Origin of the sequence: Pelagibacterium mangrovi (assembly GCF_036662815.1) — a bacterium.
GTDB lineage: Bacteria > Pseudomonadota > Alphaproteobacteria > Rhizobiales > Devosiaceae > Pelagibacterium > Pelagibacterium mangrovi.
Window position 1 is genome coordinate 310,892 of record NZ_JBAFXA010000002.1, and the last position, 15,758, is coordinate 326,649.

Genomic DNA, 15,758 nt, shown 5'->3' on the forward strand with positions numbered 1-15,758 from the left:
CCATCATGTCGCTTCGTCTTTTTGCCCGCCTGGCCACGGGCGCTGCCGCTTTTGCCCTCTCGGCCGGGGCCGCGCTGGCCGCGCCCGATGTCCAGACGCTCGAGACCGATATCGGCGAAGTGATCGCCGATGCGGATGGCATGGTCCTTTACACCTTCCGCAATGACGAGGAGGGCGTTTCGAACTGCTACGACCAATGCGCGGAAAACTGGCCGCCGTTCTTTGCCGAGGAAGGTGACGAAGCCGAGGAACCCTATTCCATCGTCGAGCGCACCGACGGCACCCTGATCTGGGCCAAGGACGGGATGCCGCTTTACTACTGGATCAACGACACCGAAGCCGGCATGACGTCGGGCGATGGGGTGGGCGGCAATTGGGACGCGGCGCGTCCTTGATGGTATCCTCTCCGGTGCGAGCCCATGTCGGGCCGCACCGGGATCGTGCCGGATGCGAGAAGCGCTTTTAACCCATCTGCCGGCGCTCAGGCGCTATGCCCACGGGCTGACGGGAAACCGGGAAGAGGCCGAGGACCTCTTTCAGGCCACGGTGTTGCGCGCCGTCGAACACGAAAAGCAATGGCGCGGCGAGAATGGCCGGGCCTGGCTCTATACGATCATGACCAATCTCAACCGCAACAGGCTCAGGGGCCGCGCTCGGCAACCGAAATTCTACCCCCTCGCCGAAGAAGCCGATCTTGCCGACGAGACGGCGCAGCCCGATCCGCTGCTGCAGAATACGCTGGTCCGCGCGCTCGATACGCTCAATCCCGAAGCCCGTGCGGTGCTGCTGCTGGTGGCCATCGAGGGATGCGCCTATGCCGAGGTGGCGGCGATCCTCGACATGCCCATCGGCACGGTGATGTCGCGACTTTCGCGCGCCCGCCGGCAGCTCAGCGAACTGCTCGCCCACCAATCCATCCATTCTTTCGCCAATCGATGACTTCGAACGCCCATGACCCTTTCCGATAAGCATCCTGTTTCCGAAGCCGATCTCAGCGCCTATCTCGACGGCCGGCTGGATGCGGAGCGGGAAACATTGGTGCGGGCGCATCTGGCCGAACATCCGCAAACGGGCCGAGAGGTCGAAAGCTGGCGCGCCAATGAGGCGGCGCTTTCCGAGATTCTTTCGGACTATGCCTTTGCCGGTGCCGCCGATATCCCGGCCACGCCCTGGCGGAAATTGGGCAATTGGCCGGCGGTTGCAGCGGCGATCCTCATCGCCTTCGGGCTGGGGGGCGGGGCGGGCTATGCGGCACGCGGCGTTCTCCTCGAACAGGCCGCCGGTCCGCAAGAAACGTGGCTGGAGGCGGCGGCGAGCGATATTTTTCTCACCTATGTGCGCGAGGTCCGACACCCGGTCGAGGTCGATGCGTCGGAGCGCGACCATCTGGTCAACTGGCTGGGCAACCGCATCGAAAAACCGTTCACAGCGCCCAGTCTCGCCGATCTGGGGTTCGAGCTCGTGGGGGGGCGGCTCCTGCCGCTGGGCGGGCAACCGGGGGCGATGCTGATGTATGAGAACGCGCAAGGGGATCGGGCGACGATCCTTCTGGCCCGCAACGCCGGCGCGCGCAACACAGCCTTCCGGTTTTCCGCCGATCGGGGCGTCAATACGTTCCGCTGGGTGGATGGGCCGATCGCCTATGCCATTTCGGGGTTTATCGAGCGGGGCGATCTCGAGGACATTTCCCGCGCGGTTTACGCTCACTTCGAAACCATCTAAGCCAAACCGGGCGGATTTGCCGCGTTGGGTGGGTGAAGGAAGTCGATGTGAGCTCCCGGTTCAAAGGTGCCGCCGTTCATTCCCGATTGGGAAGTGGGTTTTTCGATCCCGTCCAGCCCGCCGATTTTCCCCAGGCGATCCTGCGCTACCGCAACCAGCGCTGGGCCGAGCGCATGGGGCTTGAGGGGCTGACCGATGCACAATGGATTGCCCATTTCGCGCGCTTCGAACCCCTTCCCGGAAGTTTCGAGAAACCGCTGGCATTGCGCTATCACGGCCATCAATTCCAGAGCTACAATCCCGATCTGGGGGACGGACGGGGATTTTTGTTCGCGCAAGGCTATGATCTCGCGGACGGAATGCTGCGCGATTTCGGAACCAAGGGCTCGGGCACCACGCCATGGTCGCGGGGCGGGGACGGTCGGCTGACGCTCAAGGGCGGGGTGCGTGAAGTTCTGGCGACCACCATGCTCGAAGCGCTGGGAGCGGAAACTTCAAAGAGCTTTTCGCTCATCGAAACCGGCGAAGCGCTCTATCGCGGCGACGAACCTTCGCCGACCCGTTCGTCGGTTCTCGTGCGGCTTTCTCATTCCCATATCAGGATTGGGACGTTTCAGAGGCTCGATTATCTTGAGGACCATGCCGGGATCGCGCGGCTGGCCGACCATGTCATCGCCCATTATTATCCCGAGCTTGGCGATCTTCCAGAAGACGATCGCGTGCCCGGCCTGCTCGGGGCGGTGGCGGAAAACGTCGCGAGGGTTGCCGCGCAATGGATCGGGGCGGGGTTCGTCCATGGCGTGCTCAACAGCGACAACACCAATATCACCGGCGAGAGTTTCGATTACGGGCCCTGGCGTTTTCTCCCCCGATACGATCCGTTGTTTACGGCGGCCTATTTCGACGAGACTGGGCTTTATGCATTCGGGCGGCAGCCGGATGCCGTGGCCTGGAACATGACCCGGTTGGCCGAATGTCTCGTTGCGGTCTCGAGCGTCGAAAAGCTCGAACCCCAGCTCAACCGTTTCTGGCCCGCCTTCCAGAAATCGCTTGCCGAAATGGTGGTCAAAAGGCTCGGGCTGGTTTCGCGCGGCGCGGAGGCGGACAGCCAATTGCTGTCGGCGTTTTTCTCCTTCATGGAGGCCGAAAAACCGGCTTATGAGCAGGTGTTCTTCGATTGGCGCGGCGGAATGGCATCGCAAACGCGCGCCGCCGACAGCCCGCAAGCACCGCTCTATGCCAGCGAGAGCTTCACGGCGGTCAAATCGCTGCTTGAAGGCTATGAGACGGCAGCGGACGCCAATCTCGATCATCCCTATTTCGGCCGAAGTGGGCCCCGCACCATGCTGATCGAGGAGGTCGAAGCGATCTGGGCGCCGATCGCCGAAGGGGACGATTGGTCGGGTTTCGATCGGGCGTTGATCGAGATCGAGGATATGGGCCGGGCTTACGGGATGGGAAATTTCACCATCAATTGACTGGCGGGGCCGGGCGCGAGCGCGTACAAAACTGGCCCATGACCGCCCGTTCCATCAGTTTTCTCGCCGCCTTGCTTGCTCCTTTTTTTGCCGCCGCTCCTAGCGGCGCCGTGGAGATTCGCAGCGATGCGGATACGGTGGTCGAGCTTTTCACCAGCCAGGGGTGCTCGCGGTGCCCCGATGCCGATGCGTTGTTGTCCGAGCTGGGCGCGCGCACCGATGTCGTCGCGCTGGGGTATCACATCGATTATTGGGACTATATCGGCTGGCAGGATACGTTCGCCCTGCCGACCAATTCGGAGCTGCAGAAGGCCTATGCCCAAAGCTGGGGCAAGATGCGCATCTATACGCCCCAGATGGTGATCAACGGGCAGACCGCCGTTGTCGGGTCGGACGCCGTGGAAGCCCAGCGCGCCATCGACGAAGCCGTGTCCCCGCTCGCGGTGACGCTGCGCGCCAATGGCGAAGACTCCGTCACGTTCGCGGCGCCCGCCGATGCAACGCTGTCGCCGGCAATCGTCTGGATCGTCACCTATCGCGACAGCGCACAGGTCGAGATCGAGCGCGGGGAGAATTCGGGTCGGGCGCTCGCCTATACCCACATCGTGACGGGCCGGCAGGCGATCGGCATGTGGAACCCTCGCGAGGGGGCCGAGATCGTCATTCCGCTCGAGGAAATCCTGGGCACCCATTCGGATGGGGCGGCGGTGATCGTTCAGGAAAAGAACGGGCAATGGCCCGGCCGCATTCTGGGCGCCTCGGCCTTTTCGCGCTAACCGATAAAAACAAACTCCCCGCATCGAGAGATGACGGGGAGCGAAAAGCGACTTTGGAGGAGGTCTTCCAAGAGCCATAATTTCCCGGAAGGCAAGGGCCGGGAAGGGCGCCGGCCTGCCGGATCCATGGTTTGGGGGCTCGGTGGATCCGGAGGCCGGCTAACTGGAGGCAATGGATGTAAGCTAGCGGCGCATTGGGGCATGAGAAGGGACGGATTGTGTCCTAATTCGGTTCAATTGGAGGTAAGTTTGCGCCCGGCCCATTTTGGGCCTCCCCCTTGCGCCGGGGCGAGAACGGGGCGATCATCGCCGTTTATCGACGCGTTGTGGAGGGCGGCACGGTTTGAACGAGCGCTATGACAGCCAGAAGGGGAGCGTGCTGACGCTGTCTTCCCCCTCGCCCCATACCCGGCCCAATCCCCTCGTCAGCTTCGATCGCAAGGAACTCGCCCTCATTCTCAACGTCTATGGCCGCAAGGTCGCGGCCGGCGAATGGCGCGACTATGCCCTCGATTTCGGCCGCGAACGGGCGATGTTCTCGATCTATCAGCGTACGTCCGAACGCCCGCTCTTCGTGGTGGAGAAAAACCCCAAGCTGGCGCGCAAGCAGGGCCAGTACATGGTTGTGGGCAGCGACGGGCGCGTGCTCAAGCGCGGGCACGACCTTGCGACCGTGTTGCGTGTGCTCGATCCCCAGCTTTACGTCGTGCGATAGGGCACAAATCCCCGTTTCACCCCGATGGAAAAATGGGCTAAGCCATTGTTTCGTCGCGCTTCCGTCCTTTGGGGGCGTTCAGGGCACGAGCGATCTTTCAGGACCATCTCAAAATGAAAATTGTTTCCTTCCGGCACGGCGCCGCCCAATCCTTCGGCATTGCGGGCGATGACGGGATCATCGATCTGGGCCGGCACACTCCTTTTGCGACCTTCAAGGCCATGCTGGCGGCCGATGGTTTCGACGCCGCGCGGGCAGTGGCCGGACAAGAGCCCGATTTCAAATCCGACGCTGTGACGCTGCTTCCGGTGCTGCCCGATCCGGGCAAGATCTTGTGTGTGGGCCTCAACTACCACGATCATGTCCAGGAGACCGGGCGCCCGCTGACCCAGCATCCGACGCTTTTCACCCGCTTTGCCAATACGCTGGTCGCCCATGATGCGCCGTTGGTAAAGCCAACGGTTTCCGACAAATTCGACTATGAGGGCGAGCTGGCGATCGTCGTGGGCAAGCCGGGGCGCCATATCGCGGCAGCCGATGCCTTCGATCACATTGCGGGCTATGCGCCCTTCAACGATGGCTCGATCCGCGATTGGCAGGGCCATACCAGCCAGTTCATTCCGGGCAAGAATTTCGAGGGGACCGGCGGGTTCGGCCCGGCGCTCGTGACCACCGACGAAGTCGGTCCGCTCGACGACCTGGCGCTTGTTACCCGGTTCAACGGGACGGTGGTCCAGGAAGCCCGATTGGGGCTGATGATCACCCCCATCCCCGAACTCATCGCCTATATCTCCACCTTCACCACGCTGGAAGCGGGCGACGTGATCGTCACGGGAACGCCGGGCGGGGTGGGCATGAAGCGCAAACCGCCGCTCTATATGAAGCCGGGCGATGTCGTCGAGGTCGAGATCGAACGGATCGGCCTGCTGCGCAATTCGGTCGTGGCTGAATAAGCCGGACGCCAGACGCAAAAAAGCCGCGGAGGTGATCCGCGGCTTTTTGGTTTTCGTCGCCCGTATCGGGCGCTGCTGCCCGCTATTCGCGGTTGCCGAACAGGCGCAGCAGCATCATGAACAGGTTGATGAAGTCCAGATAGAGGGTCAACGCGCCCATCAGGGCCAGCTTACCGAGGCCTTCATGGCCGATGTTTTCGGCATAGGCTTCCTTGATCTTCTGGGTGTCGTAGGCGGTCAGGCCGACAAAGATCAGCACGCCGACGGCCGAGATGACGAAATCGAGCGCCGAAGAGGCCAGGAAGATATTGACCACCATGGCGATGATCAGGCCGATCAGGCCCATCATCAGGAACGAACCCATGCCGGTAAGGTCACGCTTGGTGGTGTAGCCGTAAAGGCTCATCGCACCGAAGGTGGCGGCGGTGATGAAGAACACCTTGGCGATCGAGGCGTCGGTGTAGACCATGAAGATCGACGACAGCGACAGGCCCATCATAGCGGCAAAGCCCCAGAAGGTGGCCTGGGCGGCGCCGAAGGAGAGCTTGTTGATGCCGAACGACAGCACCAGGACGAAGGCGAGCGGGGAAAGCGCCACCACCCACATCAGCGGGCTGGTATAGAGCAGCACGCCCCATTGGGTGAGATAGGTACCATCGGCGAGCTGGGCCGCGGCGGCCGAAGCGTCGGCGGTGACGGCCATCTGATTGGCGAAAAAAGCGACCAGGCCGGTGACGACCAGGCCGATGCCCATGTAATTGTAAACACGCAGCATATGGCTGCGCAGACCCTCATCGATGGCGGCGGCCGTGCCTACGCGCCCTGCGACGGTCTGACGGTCGTATTGTGCCATTTTCGTGTTCCATCCTCGTTGCAAAGTGGCTTTCCGGCAGCCGGACCAGCCTCATGCCGGACCCGATTTTACCAGTTGATGGATAATATGGAGACGAGCCCCTGAAATTACAAGCAAAACCGGGTGCGGTGAGGGCCGGCGATGCGCCGTTGACGGGTTTTTGATTCCGCCTGCCGATCGATGTGCTAGGCTCTGATTCGGTCGGCCCGGTCAGGGCCGGGCGACCGGGACATGGAAGGTTTTCGCTCATGCCCAGACTGTTTACCGGTTTGCAGCTTCCCCACGATCTGGGGTTCGCCCTCTCGTTCAAGCGGGGTGGGCTGTCGGGAGCCCGCTGGATCGATCCGGAGAATTACCATATCACCCTGCGCTATATCGGGGACGTCGACCACCGCACCGCCGGCGAGGTCTATGACGCGCTCGAAATGCATGCCGATGTCGAGCCCTTTTCCCTCACGATTTCCCATCTGGGGGTATTCGGCGGCAATAAGCCGCGGGCGCTTTATGCGGGGGTCGAACCGTCCGAACCGCTGGCGCGGCTGCAGGCGAGCCAGGAGCGGTTGCTCCAGCGTATCGGGCTGCCGCCCGACGGGCGCAAATTCGTGCCGCACGTAACGCTCGCCCGGTTGCGCGATACCAGTCCCGCCGATCTGGCGCGTCATATCGCCCATGCCGGCCAGTTCATGGCCATGAGTTTTGCCGTGGGAGAATTCGTGGTGTTTTCGAGCCGCGATTCGGTGGGCGGAGGCCCCTATATCGTGGAACAGGACTATCCCCTGGCCGCCTGATCCGTTCAGCCGGCGTTCAGCGGGCTGGCTGCACAAATCATCGTGTAGAGCGTGTGCCCTGGGTGGCCAAATTCCGGCCAAATTCCTCCCTAGTTTGCCGCCTCGTGGGAAAAAAGCCGTGCGTATTTGCTCTCTGGTAACCATAGGGGTGCAAAGTCGGCGGCAGTCATGTGCATGTTTGAAGAATAAGAGAGAAGGGTTTGGCGATGACGTTTGCGTTTCGCAGCCACATCCGCCGCATGCTTGCCGCCCTGGCCGGCGGTGCGGTCGTGCTTTGTGCCAGCCCGGCGGCCTTCGCCGCCGACAATCTGGGGACGTTCGACTTCTGGACGGCGTGGACCGATACCGATGGAAGCGGCAAGATCTGCTATGTTTCCTCGACGCCCCAGACGAGCGAACCGACCAATGTCAATCGCGGCGCTATCCATTTCATCGTCACGATCCGGCCCACCAACCGCAACGAGGTGGCGACAATCGTGGGGTATCCGATCCACGAGAGCAACGCGAATGCCTCGACATCGGTGGACGGACGGTCCTATCCCATGGTGACCCAGGGCGAATCGGCGTGGCTGGCCTCCATCGAGGACGAGCCGGGTTTCGTGGGCGCCATGCGCGCCGGCGCTTCCATGGTCGTTCGGGCCACCTCCCAGCGCGGCACCAATACCGTGGACACTTATTCGCTGCGCGGGATCACCGCCGCGCTCAATGCGGCCAATGAGGAATGCCCGCAGTAAAGGCGCGTTTTCCCAAAGCGCCTCGATTGGTCAAGGTCGGGTCCGCCCGGCCTTTTCGCGTTTCCCAATGAGACTGAGGATGAAGCCCATGGTCCATCATATCGCGTGTCTGCCTGCTCTTGCGGCAATTGCATTGGGCCTCTGGTCCCTGCCGGCCACTGCCCAATCGGTGCGCGTGCTGGGCGAGCACAACGCATGGTCGGCCTATGCCACCACCGAGAGCGAAGGCCAGATCTGCTTCGTGCTTTCGCGACCCACAGCGACCGAACCGGGGGCGGCGGTTTCCGGAGACGCCTATTTCTACATCACCCATCGGCCTGCCCAGAACATCCGCTCCGAGATCAATCTGGTGGCCGGCTATCAGTTCGCGCCCGACGCCAGGGCAACGTTGTCGGTGGGCGGACAGAATTTCGCGCTCTTTACCCAGGACGATGCGGCCTGGCTGGCCGATCCCAGCCAGAGCGGGGCCGCCGTGCAGGCGATCCGTGGCGGGTCGTCCATGACGATCGAGGGGACCAGCCTTGCAGGGCAGACGGTGCGCCAGACGTTTTCGCTTTCCGGTGCGACGGCGGCGACCGGGGCCATGGACGGGGCCTGCTGAGCCTGGCTTTGCGCGCCGGGCGCGATTGTGCTAGAGGGCGGGGCAGACGACGTTTGCCGCGCTGGCCTTGAAACGGGCCGCCCCACGTCCATATACCCCGAAAACCTCACACTCCTTTGGAATCCAAGCCCATGACTTTGGCGCTCAATCTCGATCATGGAACGGCGCCGCGTCCGGCCGTTACCGGCCCGCGCGATCTTTTGGGCCTCTCCAAGAAGGAAATCGCCGCGAGCTTGGGCGAGACCGGACTTTCCGAGCGCGACGCGCGCATGCGCGCCAGCCAGCTCTGGAACTGGATATACGTCAACGGGGTCACCGATTTTTCGGCGATGACCAATATCGCCAAGGGTTTGCGCGCCGATCTCGAGCAGGCGTTCACCATCGGGCGGCCCGAGATCGTTTCCGAGCAGGTTTCGATCGACGGCACGCGCAAATGGCTGTTCCGCTTCCGCGATCCCGTCCATCCCAACATGCCGCCGGTCGAGGTGGAAACCGTCTATATTCCGGAAAGCGACCGCGGGACGCTGTGCGTCTCCTCGCAGGTGGGGTGCACGCTCACCTGTTCGTTCTGCCACACCGGAACCCAGAAACTGGTGCGCAATTTGACGGCGGGGGAAGTGCTGGGCCAGGTGATGATGGCGCGCGAGCGGCTGGGGGATTTCCCCGGCGGCGTGCGCCCCACAGACGGGCTGGTGCCATCCGGCGAAAACCGGGCGATCACCAATATCGTCATGATGGGCATGGGCGAGCCGCTCTACAATTACGACAATGTCAAAAAGGCGCTGCTGATCGCTTCGGATGGCGAGGGGCTGTCGATCTCGAAACGCCGCATCACGCTTTCGACCTCCGGCGTCGTGCCGCAGATCGAGCCGACGGGGTCGGAAATCGGGGTGATGCTGGCGATTTCGCTCCATGCGGTGCGCGACGATCTGCGCGACGTGCTGGTGCCGATCAACAAGAAATGGCCGCTCGAGGAATTGCTGGAGGCGTGTCGGACCTATCCGGGTGTGTCGAACGCCAAGCGCATAACGTTCGAATACGTCATGCTCAAGGATATCAACGATTCGGATGCCGATGCGCGCGAACTGGTGCGGCTTCTGGCCAACATCCCGGCCAAGATCAATCTCATCCCGTTCAACCCCTGGCCGGGTTCGAACTATGTGTGTTCGGACTGGGACCGGATCGAAGCCTTTGCCGATATCGTCAACCGGGCCGGTTATGCCTCTCCAGTCCGCACGCCCCGAGGGCGCGATATCTTTGCGGCCTGCGGGCAATTGAAGTCCGAAACGGAGCGGCTGAAAAAGAAGGATCGGGAGGCCTTCATGCTATGAATGAGAACGGTATCGTTTCAAGGCTCATCGGAGAAGCCGATCTCGACCTGCTGATTTCGGCCGATACCAGCGTTTTCGATGAGCCCATCGATCCCGCCCTCGCCAAGGCCTATCTGGCCCATCCCGACTACCGTATCGCGCTGGCGACCGACGGAGACAAGGTGGTGGGGATGGCAACGGGGATGTTCTATTTCCACCCCGACAAGCCGCTGGAATTGTTCATCAACGAGGTGGGGGTGGCGGAAAGCCACCAGCGGCGCGGAATTGCCTCGCGGCTGATGGCCCTGCTGCTCGATGCCGGCCGGGCGCGGGGCGCCGGATCGGCGTGGGTCGCGACCGAGACCGACAATGACGCGGCCAATGGGCTGTATACCCATATGGGATCGCCGGGGCAGGGAATGGTTTATTATGAATTCGACCTTCAAGCCCCGACGAAAGAATAGCTAGAGCAATAGTTTAGCTTCCGTAGGTGAGCCGGTCGCGGGTGCGGTGGCTGGCGATGATCCAGATCGCGTGGATCAGGCCCGGCACATAGCCCAGTATGGTCAACAGGATGTTGAGCCAGAAGTGCAGGCCGAAGCCGACGCGCAGAAAGACGCCGAGCGGGGGAATAAGGATCGAAAACAGGATCCGAATGAAATCTCCAAAGGTCATCGTCTGTGGTCCCATGATAAGCGGTGTCTGCAATATGGGGATAAGTTTTCCAGGGACAAGGATGTTCCTTACCCACTAGTCTTCCCCGGCGATCCATTCGATCCTGAACCGCCCGCGCCCCTCGTCGGCCAGGATATCGGCGAGGACCGGCAGGATGGCCTGCATTTCGGTTTCCAGAAGATAGGGCGGATTGACAACGACCATGCCGGTGCCGTGCAGGCGCGGCGGGGTCGAGGGCTGGCGGATGGTGAGTTCCAGACGCAGGATCTTGGGGATTCCCGTGGCTTTCAGCGCCTTGGTATATGCTGTGACTTCGGCTGGGTCCTTGATGGGATACCAATAGGCGTAGGTGCCGCCGGGCCAGCGTTTGTGGGCTTTTTCCAGGCTATCGACCATGCGGGCGAATTCGCCTTTCTGCTCGAAAGGGGGATCGACGAGGACGAGGCCGCGCTTTTCCTTGGGCGGGAGATGGGTGCCCATGGCGGCCCAGCCGTCGAGAGCGGTGACGCGGGTCTGGATGTCGCCGGCGAAATTTTCCCTAAGCAGATCAGCGTCTTGCGGGTGCAGTTCGAGGGCCATCAGGCGATCCTGTGGCCGCAGCATGTGACGGGTGATGAAGGGGGAGCCGGGGTAGTAGCGCAAGCCGCCGTCGCGATTTTGGGCTTTGATTGCAAGGAGATAGGGGGCGATCAGCGTGGCGGCCGGCTCGGGCAGATCGCGGCTCAAAAGCCGGGCGATGCCGTCGCGCCATTCGGCAGTACGTTCGGACGCATCGCCCCAGAGATCGTAAAGGCCGACCCCGGCGTGGGTATCGATGACGCGAAACGGAGCATCCTTGCGCATCATATACGAGAGGATACGCACGAGGATAACATGCTTGACCACGTCGGCGAAATTGCCGGCATGGAAGGCGTGGCGATAGTTCATACGCTCCGCGTTTCCTTGGTTTTTCGCGCTTCCGAAGCGAAAAAGTGGAGGCCACTTTTTCTGGAAGCACTCATTTACGCGTTTCCGCCGTAAGGATCGTCACCGCAAAGGCCGCAAAGACGGCGGCGAACGACCAGTTGAGTGCCTTCTGGATACGCGGCGAGCGCATCAGCGTGCCGGTAAGCCATTGGGCGCCAAAGACGATTCCGATAACGATCGGCAGCGAGAGGACCACGAATTCAGCGCCCAGGAAGATCAGCTTCTGGGCTGCGTAAGGGTCGGAAGCCGAGACGAACTGGGGCAGGAAGGTCACGAAGAACAAGGCGACCTTAGGGTTTGTGAGGTTGATGCCCAGCCCGGTGAAATAGGAGTTCTTGAGGCTGGGGATTTTGTCGCCCGCCTTGGCGACGGTGAGGCCGGAACCCGAGCGAATTGCGGAAAAAGCAAGCCATAACAAGTAGATAGCGCCGACGATCTTGAGGGCCCAGAAGGCGGCGGGGGCGGTGACGATCAGGATCGAGATGCCGAAGGCGGCGAGCATTGTGTGCACCGCGATGCCGGTCAGGGCGCCGAAAACCGTTGCAAATCCGTGCTTTAGCCCGAAATTGACGGTGCGCGAGATGAACAGCGCCATGTCGGGACCCGGCGTGATGGCCAGGACGATGGCGGCGAGCGCGAAGCTCAGGATGATGGCGAGGTCGGGGACATGTACCAGCATATACGGGTCCAGATGGGGGAGTATGCGCGTGATCGACGCGCCTATATGGCGTTTGCGAACATGCTCGTGCCAAACGCCAAGCGCAACCCGATTTTTGCGGGGTTCTTTTCTGGAAACGCTCGGTGTTCTGGACAGTCCCGACCCGATCTGATTAGTGTCCGGCAAATTCAGTCGGTCGGTTTCCGACTTTTCCCGTCTCATCAACCCAGTTTACAGTTCGGCCATGAGCAAAGACATCAAGAAAGTGGTTCTCGCCTATTCAGGGGGCCTCGACACTTCGATCATCCTGAAATGGCTCAAGACGGCCTATGATTGCGAAGTGGTGACCTTCACCGCCGATCTGGGGCAGGGCGAAGAGCTCGAACCGGCGCGCAAGAAGGCCGAGATGATGGGCGTCAAGGACATCCGCATCGAGGATCTGCGCGAGGAATTCGTTGCCGATTTCGTCTTTCCCATGTTCCGGGCCAACGCGCTTTACGAGGGCGTCTATCTTCTGGGCACCTCGATCGCGCGGCCGCTGATCTCCAAGCGCCTGGTCGAGATCGCCGAGGAAACCGGCGCGGACGCTATCGCCCATGGCGCGACGGGCAAGGGCAACGACCAAGTGCGGTTCGAGCTTTCGGCCTATGCGCTCAATCCGGGCATCAAGGTGATCGCGCCCTGGCGCGAATGGGATCTGCAGAGCCGCACCAAGCTGATCGAATTCGCCGAGCAGAACCAGATTCCTGTGCCCAAGGACAAGCGCGGCGAAGCGCCGTTCTCGGTGGATGCGAACCTGCTGCACACCTCCTCGGAGGGCAAGGTGCTCGAAGACCCCGGCGTGGAAGCGCCCGAATACGTCTATCAGCGTACTGTCGATCCGATGGATGCCCCCAATGAGCCCGAAACGATCACCATCGGGTTCGAGAAGGGTGACGCGGTTTCGGTCAATGGCGAAAAACTGTCGCCAGCCGCGCTCCTGACGAAGCTCAACGAACTGGGCGGCAAGCATGGGGTGGGACGGCTCGATCTTGTCGAGAACCGCTTCGTGGGCATGAAGAGCCGGGGCATCTATGAGACGCCGGGCGGCACGATCTTGCTGGGGGCGCATCGGGGGATCGAATCGATCACCCTCGATCGCGGGGCGGCGCATCTGAAAGACGAGATCATGCCGCGCTATGCGGAACTGATCTACAATGGTTTCTGGTTCTCGCCCGAGCGCGAAATGCTCCAGGCGCTGATCGACAAGAGTCAGGAATATGTGGCCGGCGAAGTCAGTGTGAAGCTCTATAAGGGCTCGGCCAATGTCGTGGCGCGCACCTCGCCCTATTCGCTCTATTCGGAAGATCTGGTGACCTTTGAAGAGGGTTCCGGGACGTACGATCATCACGACGCCGAGGGGTTCATCAAGCTCAACGGGTTGCGGCTCAAGACGTTCGGGGCGCGCAAGCTGCGGTTGGCGCGGGGGTAGGCATTGCTGCCCGGTATTGCGGGAGGGAGTGGGTACACTTCTGGCGACGGTGTGCATAGCTGGCTCAGCGCACCCCTCATCCGCCCCTTCGGGGCACCTTCTTCCTCAAGGGGAGAAGGGGTGATGGTGGCAACGTTACGGTAAGAAACTCCCTTCGTTGCCCCTGACCTCTCCGTCGTCATTGTCGGGCTTGACCCGGCAATCCGCAACGCTGCCCCGTGGTACGGGAGGGGTTTGGGCACAGGCAGGTTTTGAGTTGCCGGGATCGGCTGCTCGCCGCTATCGTCGGGCGGGCTGAACCGGGGTTTTCGATGCGCCATTCGCTGCCTTATGCCGAACTCGTCGCGTGGGCCCGTCGTCATGCGCGGCGCAGCGCGGAGGCGGAGGATATCGTCCAGGAGGTGCTGATCGCGGCGGTCGAGGCCGGGCGGGACGATTTTTCCCAGCAGGCCAACCGGCGCTGGATGGCCGGAGCGATCCGCAGGCGCGCCGCTTTCGATGCCCGCAGCGCCGTGCGCCGGCGGGAGCGGGAAGCGCGCTGGCAGCAGGCTGAACGCCAGCAGGACCGGCAGGAAGGCGAGCCGCTGGCCGGCATCCTGACCGGATTGCCCAAAAGCCTGCGGGTGGTCGCGGCGCTGGCCGTTTCGGGACATTCGCGGATCGAGATCGCCTATCTTCTCGGCCTGGACGATACGACGCTGCGCCAGAGGATACGGGCGCTCAAAGTGGCGCTCGGGAAAAAAGGCGTGGTCATGCCGGCCGAAATGATTGGGCTCAATCTCGATCTGGCTTACGGTGTGATCCGGCAGGCGCTCGCGCCGGCGCTGCGCCGGCATGGTGGGGCGTTTGCGACCCATGACCCGGACGGCCATATCCTTGTCGTGCGGCGTCGTTCCTAGGGCGCTTTTCGGAAACCGACGAAAACGCCCGTTCCGGCCCATGGCGGATGGTGCCGGACACCATATCCGAAGGGGACTATTGGTATGAACAAAACATTTTCGATCATGATTTTGGCGCTTGTGCTCGCCGGATGTTCGAGCGCGGAAGAAGGGCCGATGGAGCCGGGCATCTACGCGGCGACCCAGCCGGACGGAACGGTGACCCGCATGGTGTTCAACGATGACGGCACCTATGCCGATATGGCCGACAACATTCCCCAGCCCGTCGATACGGGCAGCTGGCGGAGGGCGGACGGCAAGCTGTGCCTGCGCTCGGACGCCGGTCCGCAGGAATTCTGCTTTACCGAGACGGCGGGGGACGAGCCAGGGACCTTCAGCCTGTCCAACGACGAGGGAATGACAAGCGAGTTCCGTTCGCTCGTCTGAAAAATCCGCCGGTCGGCCTCACGAAACGGGAGGTGGCGGCAACAGGGGGTGTTTGATCCTCTCAACGTCCAGGAGAACCGACAATGCTGCCCAAACCGCATCGCGCCTCGATCGTCTTTTACGTCGCCGACATCGCGCGCACCGAAAGCTTTTACAATGACGTGCTCGGGATCGGGCTCACCCGGCAGGAGGGGGCGGAGCCCTTCTGGCTGTCGGGGGAGCTCGATGGCGGGCTGGAGATGGTGTTTTTCCAGATGGAGGGCAAGCGCGGCAATACTCCGGCGCTGGTCTTCGACCTGGTCGATGGGGGGATCGACGATATCGTCGCCGCGCTGGCGGAGAAGGGGGTGACGATCGTCACCCCGATCGAGGAAGCGCCGGGGGGATGGAGCGCCGACTTTCTGGACCCCGATGGCTTTGGCCTGGGACTGTGGCAGAGCGGGGACAAGCCGAGGAGCTTGAAGTAGGGCTTTTCCTGCGGCTTTGCTGGGCCATGCTGACGTGAGGGTGCGTTGGAGCTCAGCGCCCCCTCACCCCAACCCCTCTCACTCAAGGGGAGAGGGCGGGCTCTTTTGGGCGGCGCTTGAGGTCTTGCCGAAACGTTGCAAGGGGTACCCTTCTCCCCTTGAGGGAGAAGGTGGGCCGGCGGAGCCGGGTCGGATGAGGGGTGCGCCGAGCTTGCCAAATTCTCGGGCGAGCGAGTGTGCATGCCTGCCTTGCGGCGTTTTTTCTT

General features: G+C 62.2%; 20 protein-coding genes. 16 read left to right on the forward strand and 4 right to left on the reverse strand.

Annotated features, from left to right (window positions below; translation table 11 throughout):
- Positions 1–5: 5 nt before the first annotated feature.
- The 7 genes from V4T21_RS04290 to V4T21_RS04320 all read left to right on the forward strand — a co-directional run bounded on the left by V4T21_RS04290 (position 6) and on the right by V4T21_RS04320 (position 5,644).
- Entirely contained in the window at positions 6–395 is a 390-nt protein-coding gene (locus tag V4T21_RS04290; RefSeq protein WP_332713537.1) for a COG4315 family predicted lipoprotein, read from the forward strand.
- A gap of 52 nt (positions 396–447) precedes the next feature.
- A complete protein-coding gene (locus tag V4T21_RS04295; protein ID WP_332713539.1) occupies positions 448–939 on the forward strand; it encodes an RNA polymerase sigma factor in 492 nt (163 codons plus the stop codon).
- A gap of 12 nt (positions 940–951) precedes the next feature.
- Entirely contained in the window at positions 952–1,722 is a 771-nt protein-coding gene (locus V4T21_RS04300) for an anti-sigma factor family protein (RefSeq protein WP_332713540.1), read from the forward strand.
- A gap of 47 nt (positions 1,723–1,769) precedes the next feature.
- Positions 1,770–3,200 (forward strand): protein adenylyltransferase SelO, encoded by a 1,431-nt coding sequence (locus V4T21_RS04305; protein WP_332713542.1) that lies wholly within the window; start codon positions 1,770–1,772, stop codon positions 3,198–3,200.
- 38 nt (positions 3,201–3,238) lie between these two features.
- Positions 3,239–3,976: a DUF1223 domain-containing protein gene (locus V4T21_RS04310; RefSeq protein WP_332713545.1), complete on the forward strand. Its 738-nt coding sequence runs from the start codon at positions 3,239–3,241 to the stop codon at positions 3,974–3,976.
- 343 nt (positions 3,977–4,319) lie between these two features.
- Positions 4,320–4,691: a DUF2794 domain-containing protein gene (locus tag V4T21_RS04315; protein WP_440589623.1), complete on the forward strand. Its 372-nt coding sequence runs from the start codon at positions 4,320–4,322 to the stop codon at positions 4,689–4,691.
- A 113-nt stretch (positions 4,692–4,804) separates the two neighbouring features.
- On the forward strand, positions 4,805–5,644 hold the full coding sequence (locus tag V4T21_RS04320) for a fumarylacetoacetate hydrolase family protein (RefSeq protein WP_332713547.1): 840 nt from the start codon (positions 4,805–4,807) through the stop codon (positions 5,642–5,644).
- A gap of 82 nt (positions 5,645–5,726) precedes the next feature.
- Here V4T21_RS04320 and V4T21_RS04325 read toward each other — a convergent pair whose 3' ends face one another.
- A complete protein-coding gene (locus V4T21_RS04325; protein WP_332713550.1) occupies positions 5,727–6,497 on the reverse strand; it encodes a Bax inhibitor-1/YccA family protein in 771 nt (256 codons plus the stop codon).
- A gap of 248 nt (positions 6,498–6,745) precedes the next feature.
- Here V4T21_RS04325 and thpR point away from each other — a divergent pair, with 248 nt between their 5' ends.
- From thpR to V4T21_RS04350, 5 genes are all read left to right on the forward strand, one after another.
- On the forward strand, positions 6,746–7,285 hold the full coding sequence (gene thpR, locus V4T21_RS04330; RefSeq protein ID WP_332713553.1) for an RNA 2',3'-cyclic phosphodiesterase: 540 nt from the start codon (positions 6,746–6,748) through the stop codon (positions 7,283–7,285).
- A 206-nt stretch (positions 7,286–7,491) separates the two neighbouring features.
- Positions 7,492–8,019, forward strand: a complete 528-nt coding sequence (locus V4T21_RS04335) for an invasion associated locus B family protein (RefSeq protein WP_332713555.1) — start codon at positions 7,492–7,494, stop codon at positions 8,017–8,019.
- An 88-nt stretch (positions 8,020–8,107) separates the two neighbouring features.
- Entirely contained in the window at positions 8,108–8,620 is a 513-nt protein-coding gene (locus V4T21_RS04340; RefSeq protein WP_332713558.1) for an invasion associated locus B family protein, read from the forward strand.
- Between the two features lie 131 nt (positions 8,621–8,751).
- A complete protein-coding gene (gene rlmN / locus V4T21_RS04345) occupies positions 8,752–9,951 on the forward strand; it encodes a dual-specificity RNA methyltransferase RlmN (RefSeq protein WP_332713561.1) in 1,200 nt (399 codons plus the stop codon).
- A complete protein-coding gene (locus tag V4T21_RS04350; protein WP_332713564.1) occupies positions 9,948–10,394 on the forward strand; it encodes a GNAT family N-acetyltransferase in 447 nt (148 codons plus the stop codon). The genes rlmN and V4T21_RS04350 overlap by 4 nt, the downstream gene beginning before the upstream one ends.
- A 13-nt stretch (positions 10,395–10,407) precedes the next feature.
- On the opposite strand, the gene V4T21_RS04355 is transcribed toward V4T21_RS04350, so the two are convergent.
- From V4T21_RS04355 to V4T21_RS04365, 3 genes are all read right to left on the reverse strand, one after another.
- A complete protein-coding gene (locus tag V4T21_RS04355; protein WP_332713567.1) occupies positions 10,408–10,605 on the reverse strand; it encodes a YqaE/Pmp3 family membrane protein in 198 nt (65 codons plus the stop codon).
- Positions 10,606–10,680: 75 nt separating this feature from the next.
- The gene (locus tag V4T21_RS04360; protein WP_332713570.1) at positions 10,681–11,532 is read right to left on the reverse strand and encodes a 23S rRNA (adenine(2030)-N(6))-methyltransferase RlmJ; all 852 of its coding nucleotides are present in this window, start codon (positions 11,530–11,532) and stop codon (positions 10,681–10,683) included.
- A 70-nt stretch (positions 11,533–11,602) separates the two neighbouring features.
- Positions 11,603–12,250, reverse strand: a complete 648-nt coding sequence (locus V4T21_RS04365; protein ID WP_332713573.1) for a LysE family translocator — start codon at positions 12,248–12,250, stop codon at positions 11,603–11,605.
- A 223-nt stretch (positions 12,251–12,473) separates the two neighbouring features.
- On the opposite strand from V4T21_RS04365, the gene V4T21_RS04370 reads away from it, so the two are divergent.
- The 4 genes from V4T21_RS04370 (at position 12,474) to V4T21_RS04385 (ending at position 15,492) form a co-directional block, all read left to right on the forward strand.
- Positions 12,474–13,700, forward strand: coding sequence for an argininosuccinate synthase (locus V4T21_RS04370; protein ID WP_332713575.1), 1,227 nt, complete (start codon positions 12,474–12,476; stop codon positions 13,698–13,700).
- A 311-nt stretch (positions 13,701–14,011) separates the two neighbouring features.
- A complete protein-coding gene (locus tag V4T21_RS04375; protein WP_332713578.1) occupies positions 14,012–14,599 on the forward strand; it encodes a sigma-70 RNA polymerase sigma factor region 4 domain-containing protein in 588 nt (195 codons plus the stop codon).
- 84 nt (positions 14,600–14,683) lie between these two features.
- Positions 14,684–15,025, forward strand: coding sequence for a hypothetical protein (locus V4T21_RS04380; protein WP_332713580.1), 342 nt, complete (start codon positions 14,684–14,686; stop codon positions 15,023–15,025).
- A gap of 83 nt (positions 15,026–15,108) precedes the next feature.
- Entirely contained in the window at positions 15,109–15,492 is a 384-nt protein-coding gene (locus V4T21_RS04385; RefSeq protein ID WP_332713583.1) for a VOC family protein, read from the forward strand.
- Positions 15,493–15,758: the final 266 nt, after the last annotated feature.

Bases quoted from the DNA above. Each gene is read 5' to 3' on its own strand.
- V4T21_RS04290 (WP_332713537.1), top strand. From the start codon at position 6: ATGTCGCTTCGTCTTTTTGCCCGCCTGGCCACGGGCGCTGCCGCTTTT.
- V4T21_RS04295 (WP_332713539.1), top strand. From the start codon at position 448: ATGCGAGAAGCGCTTTTAACCCATCTGCCGGCGCTCAGGCGCTATGCC.
- V4T21_RS04300 (WP_332713540.1), top strand. From the start codon at position 952: ATGACCCTTTCCGATAAGCATCCTGTTTCCGAAGCCGATCTCAGCGCC.
- V4T21_RS04310 (WP_332713545.1), top strand. From the start codon at position 3,239: ATGACCGCCCGTTCCATCAGTTTTCTCGCCGCCTTGCTTGCTCCTTTT.
- V4T21_RS04320 (WP_332713547.1), top strand. From the start codon at position 4,805: ATGAAAATTGTTTCCTTCCGGCACGGCGCCGCCCAATCCTTCGGCATT.
- V4T21_RS04325 (WP_332713550.1), bottom strand. From the start codon at position 6,497: ATGGCACAATACGACCGTCAGACCGTCGCAGGGCGCGTAGGCACGGCC.
- thpR (WP_332713553.1), top strand. From the start codon at position 6,746: ATGCCCAGACTGTTTACCGGTTTGCAGCTTCCCCACGATCTGGGGTTC.
- V4T21_RS04335 (WP_332713555.1), top strand. From the start codon at position 7,492: ATGACGTTTGCGTTTCGCAGCCACATCCGCCGCATGCTTGCCGCCCTG.
- V4T21_RS04340 (WP_332713558.1), top strand. From the start codon at position 8,108: ATGGTCCATCATATCGCGTGTCTGCCTGCTCTTGCGGCAATTGCATTG.
- rlmN (WP_332713561.1), top strand. From the start codon at position 8,752: ATGACTTTGGCGCTCAATCTCGATCATGGAACGGCGCCGCGTCCGGCC.
- V4T21_RS04350 (WP_332713564.1), top strand. From the start codon at position 9,948: ATGAATGAGAACGGTATCGTTTCAAGGCTCATCGGAGAAGCCGATCTC.
- V4T21_RS04355 (WP_332713567.1), bottom strand. From the start codon at position 10,605: ATGACCTTTGGAGATTTCATTCGGATCCTGTTTTCGATCCTTATTCCC.
- V4T21_RS04360 (WP_332713570.1), bottom strand. From the start codon at position 11,532: ATGAACTATCGCCACGCCTTCCATGCCGGCAATTTCGCCGACGTGGTC.
- V4T21_RS04365 (WP_332713573.1), bottom strand. From the start codon at position 12,250: ATGCTGGTACATGTCCCCGACCTCGCCATCATCCTGAGCTTCGCGCTC.
- V4T21_RS04370 (WP_332713575.1), top strand. From the start codon at position 12,474: ATGAGCAAAGACATCAAGAAAGTGGTTCTCGCCTATTCAGGGGGCCTC.
- V4T21_RS04375 (WP_332713578.1), top strand. From the start codon at position 14,012: ATGCGCCATTCGCTGCCTTATGCCGAACTCGTCGCGTGGGCCCGTCGT.
- V4T21_RS04380 (WP_332713580.1), top strand. From the start codon at position 14,684: ATGAACAAAACATTTTCGATCATGATTTTGGCGCTTGTGCTCGCCGGA.
- V4T21_RS04385 (WP_332713583.1), top strand. From the start codon at position 15,109: ATGCTGCCCAAACCGCATCGCGCCTCGATCGTCTTTTACGTCGCCGAC.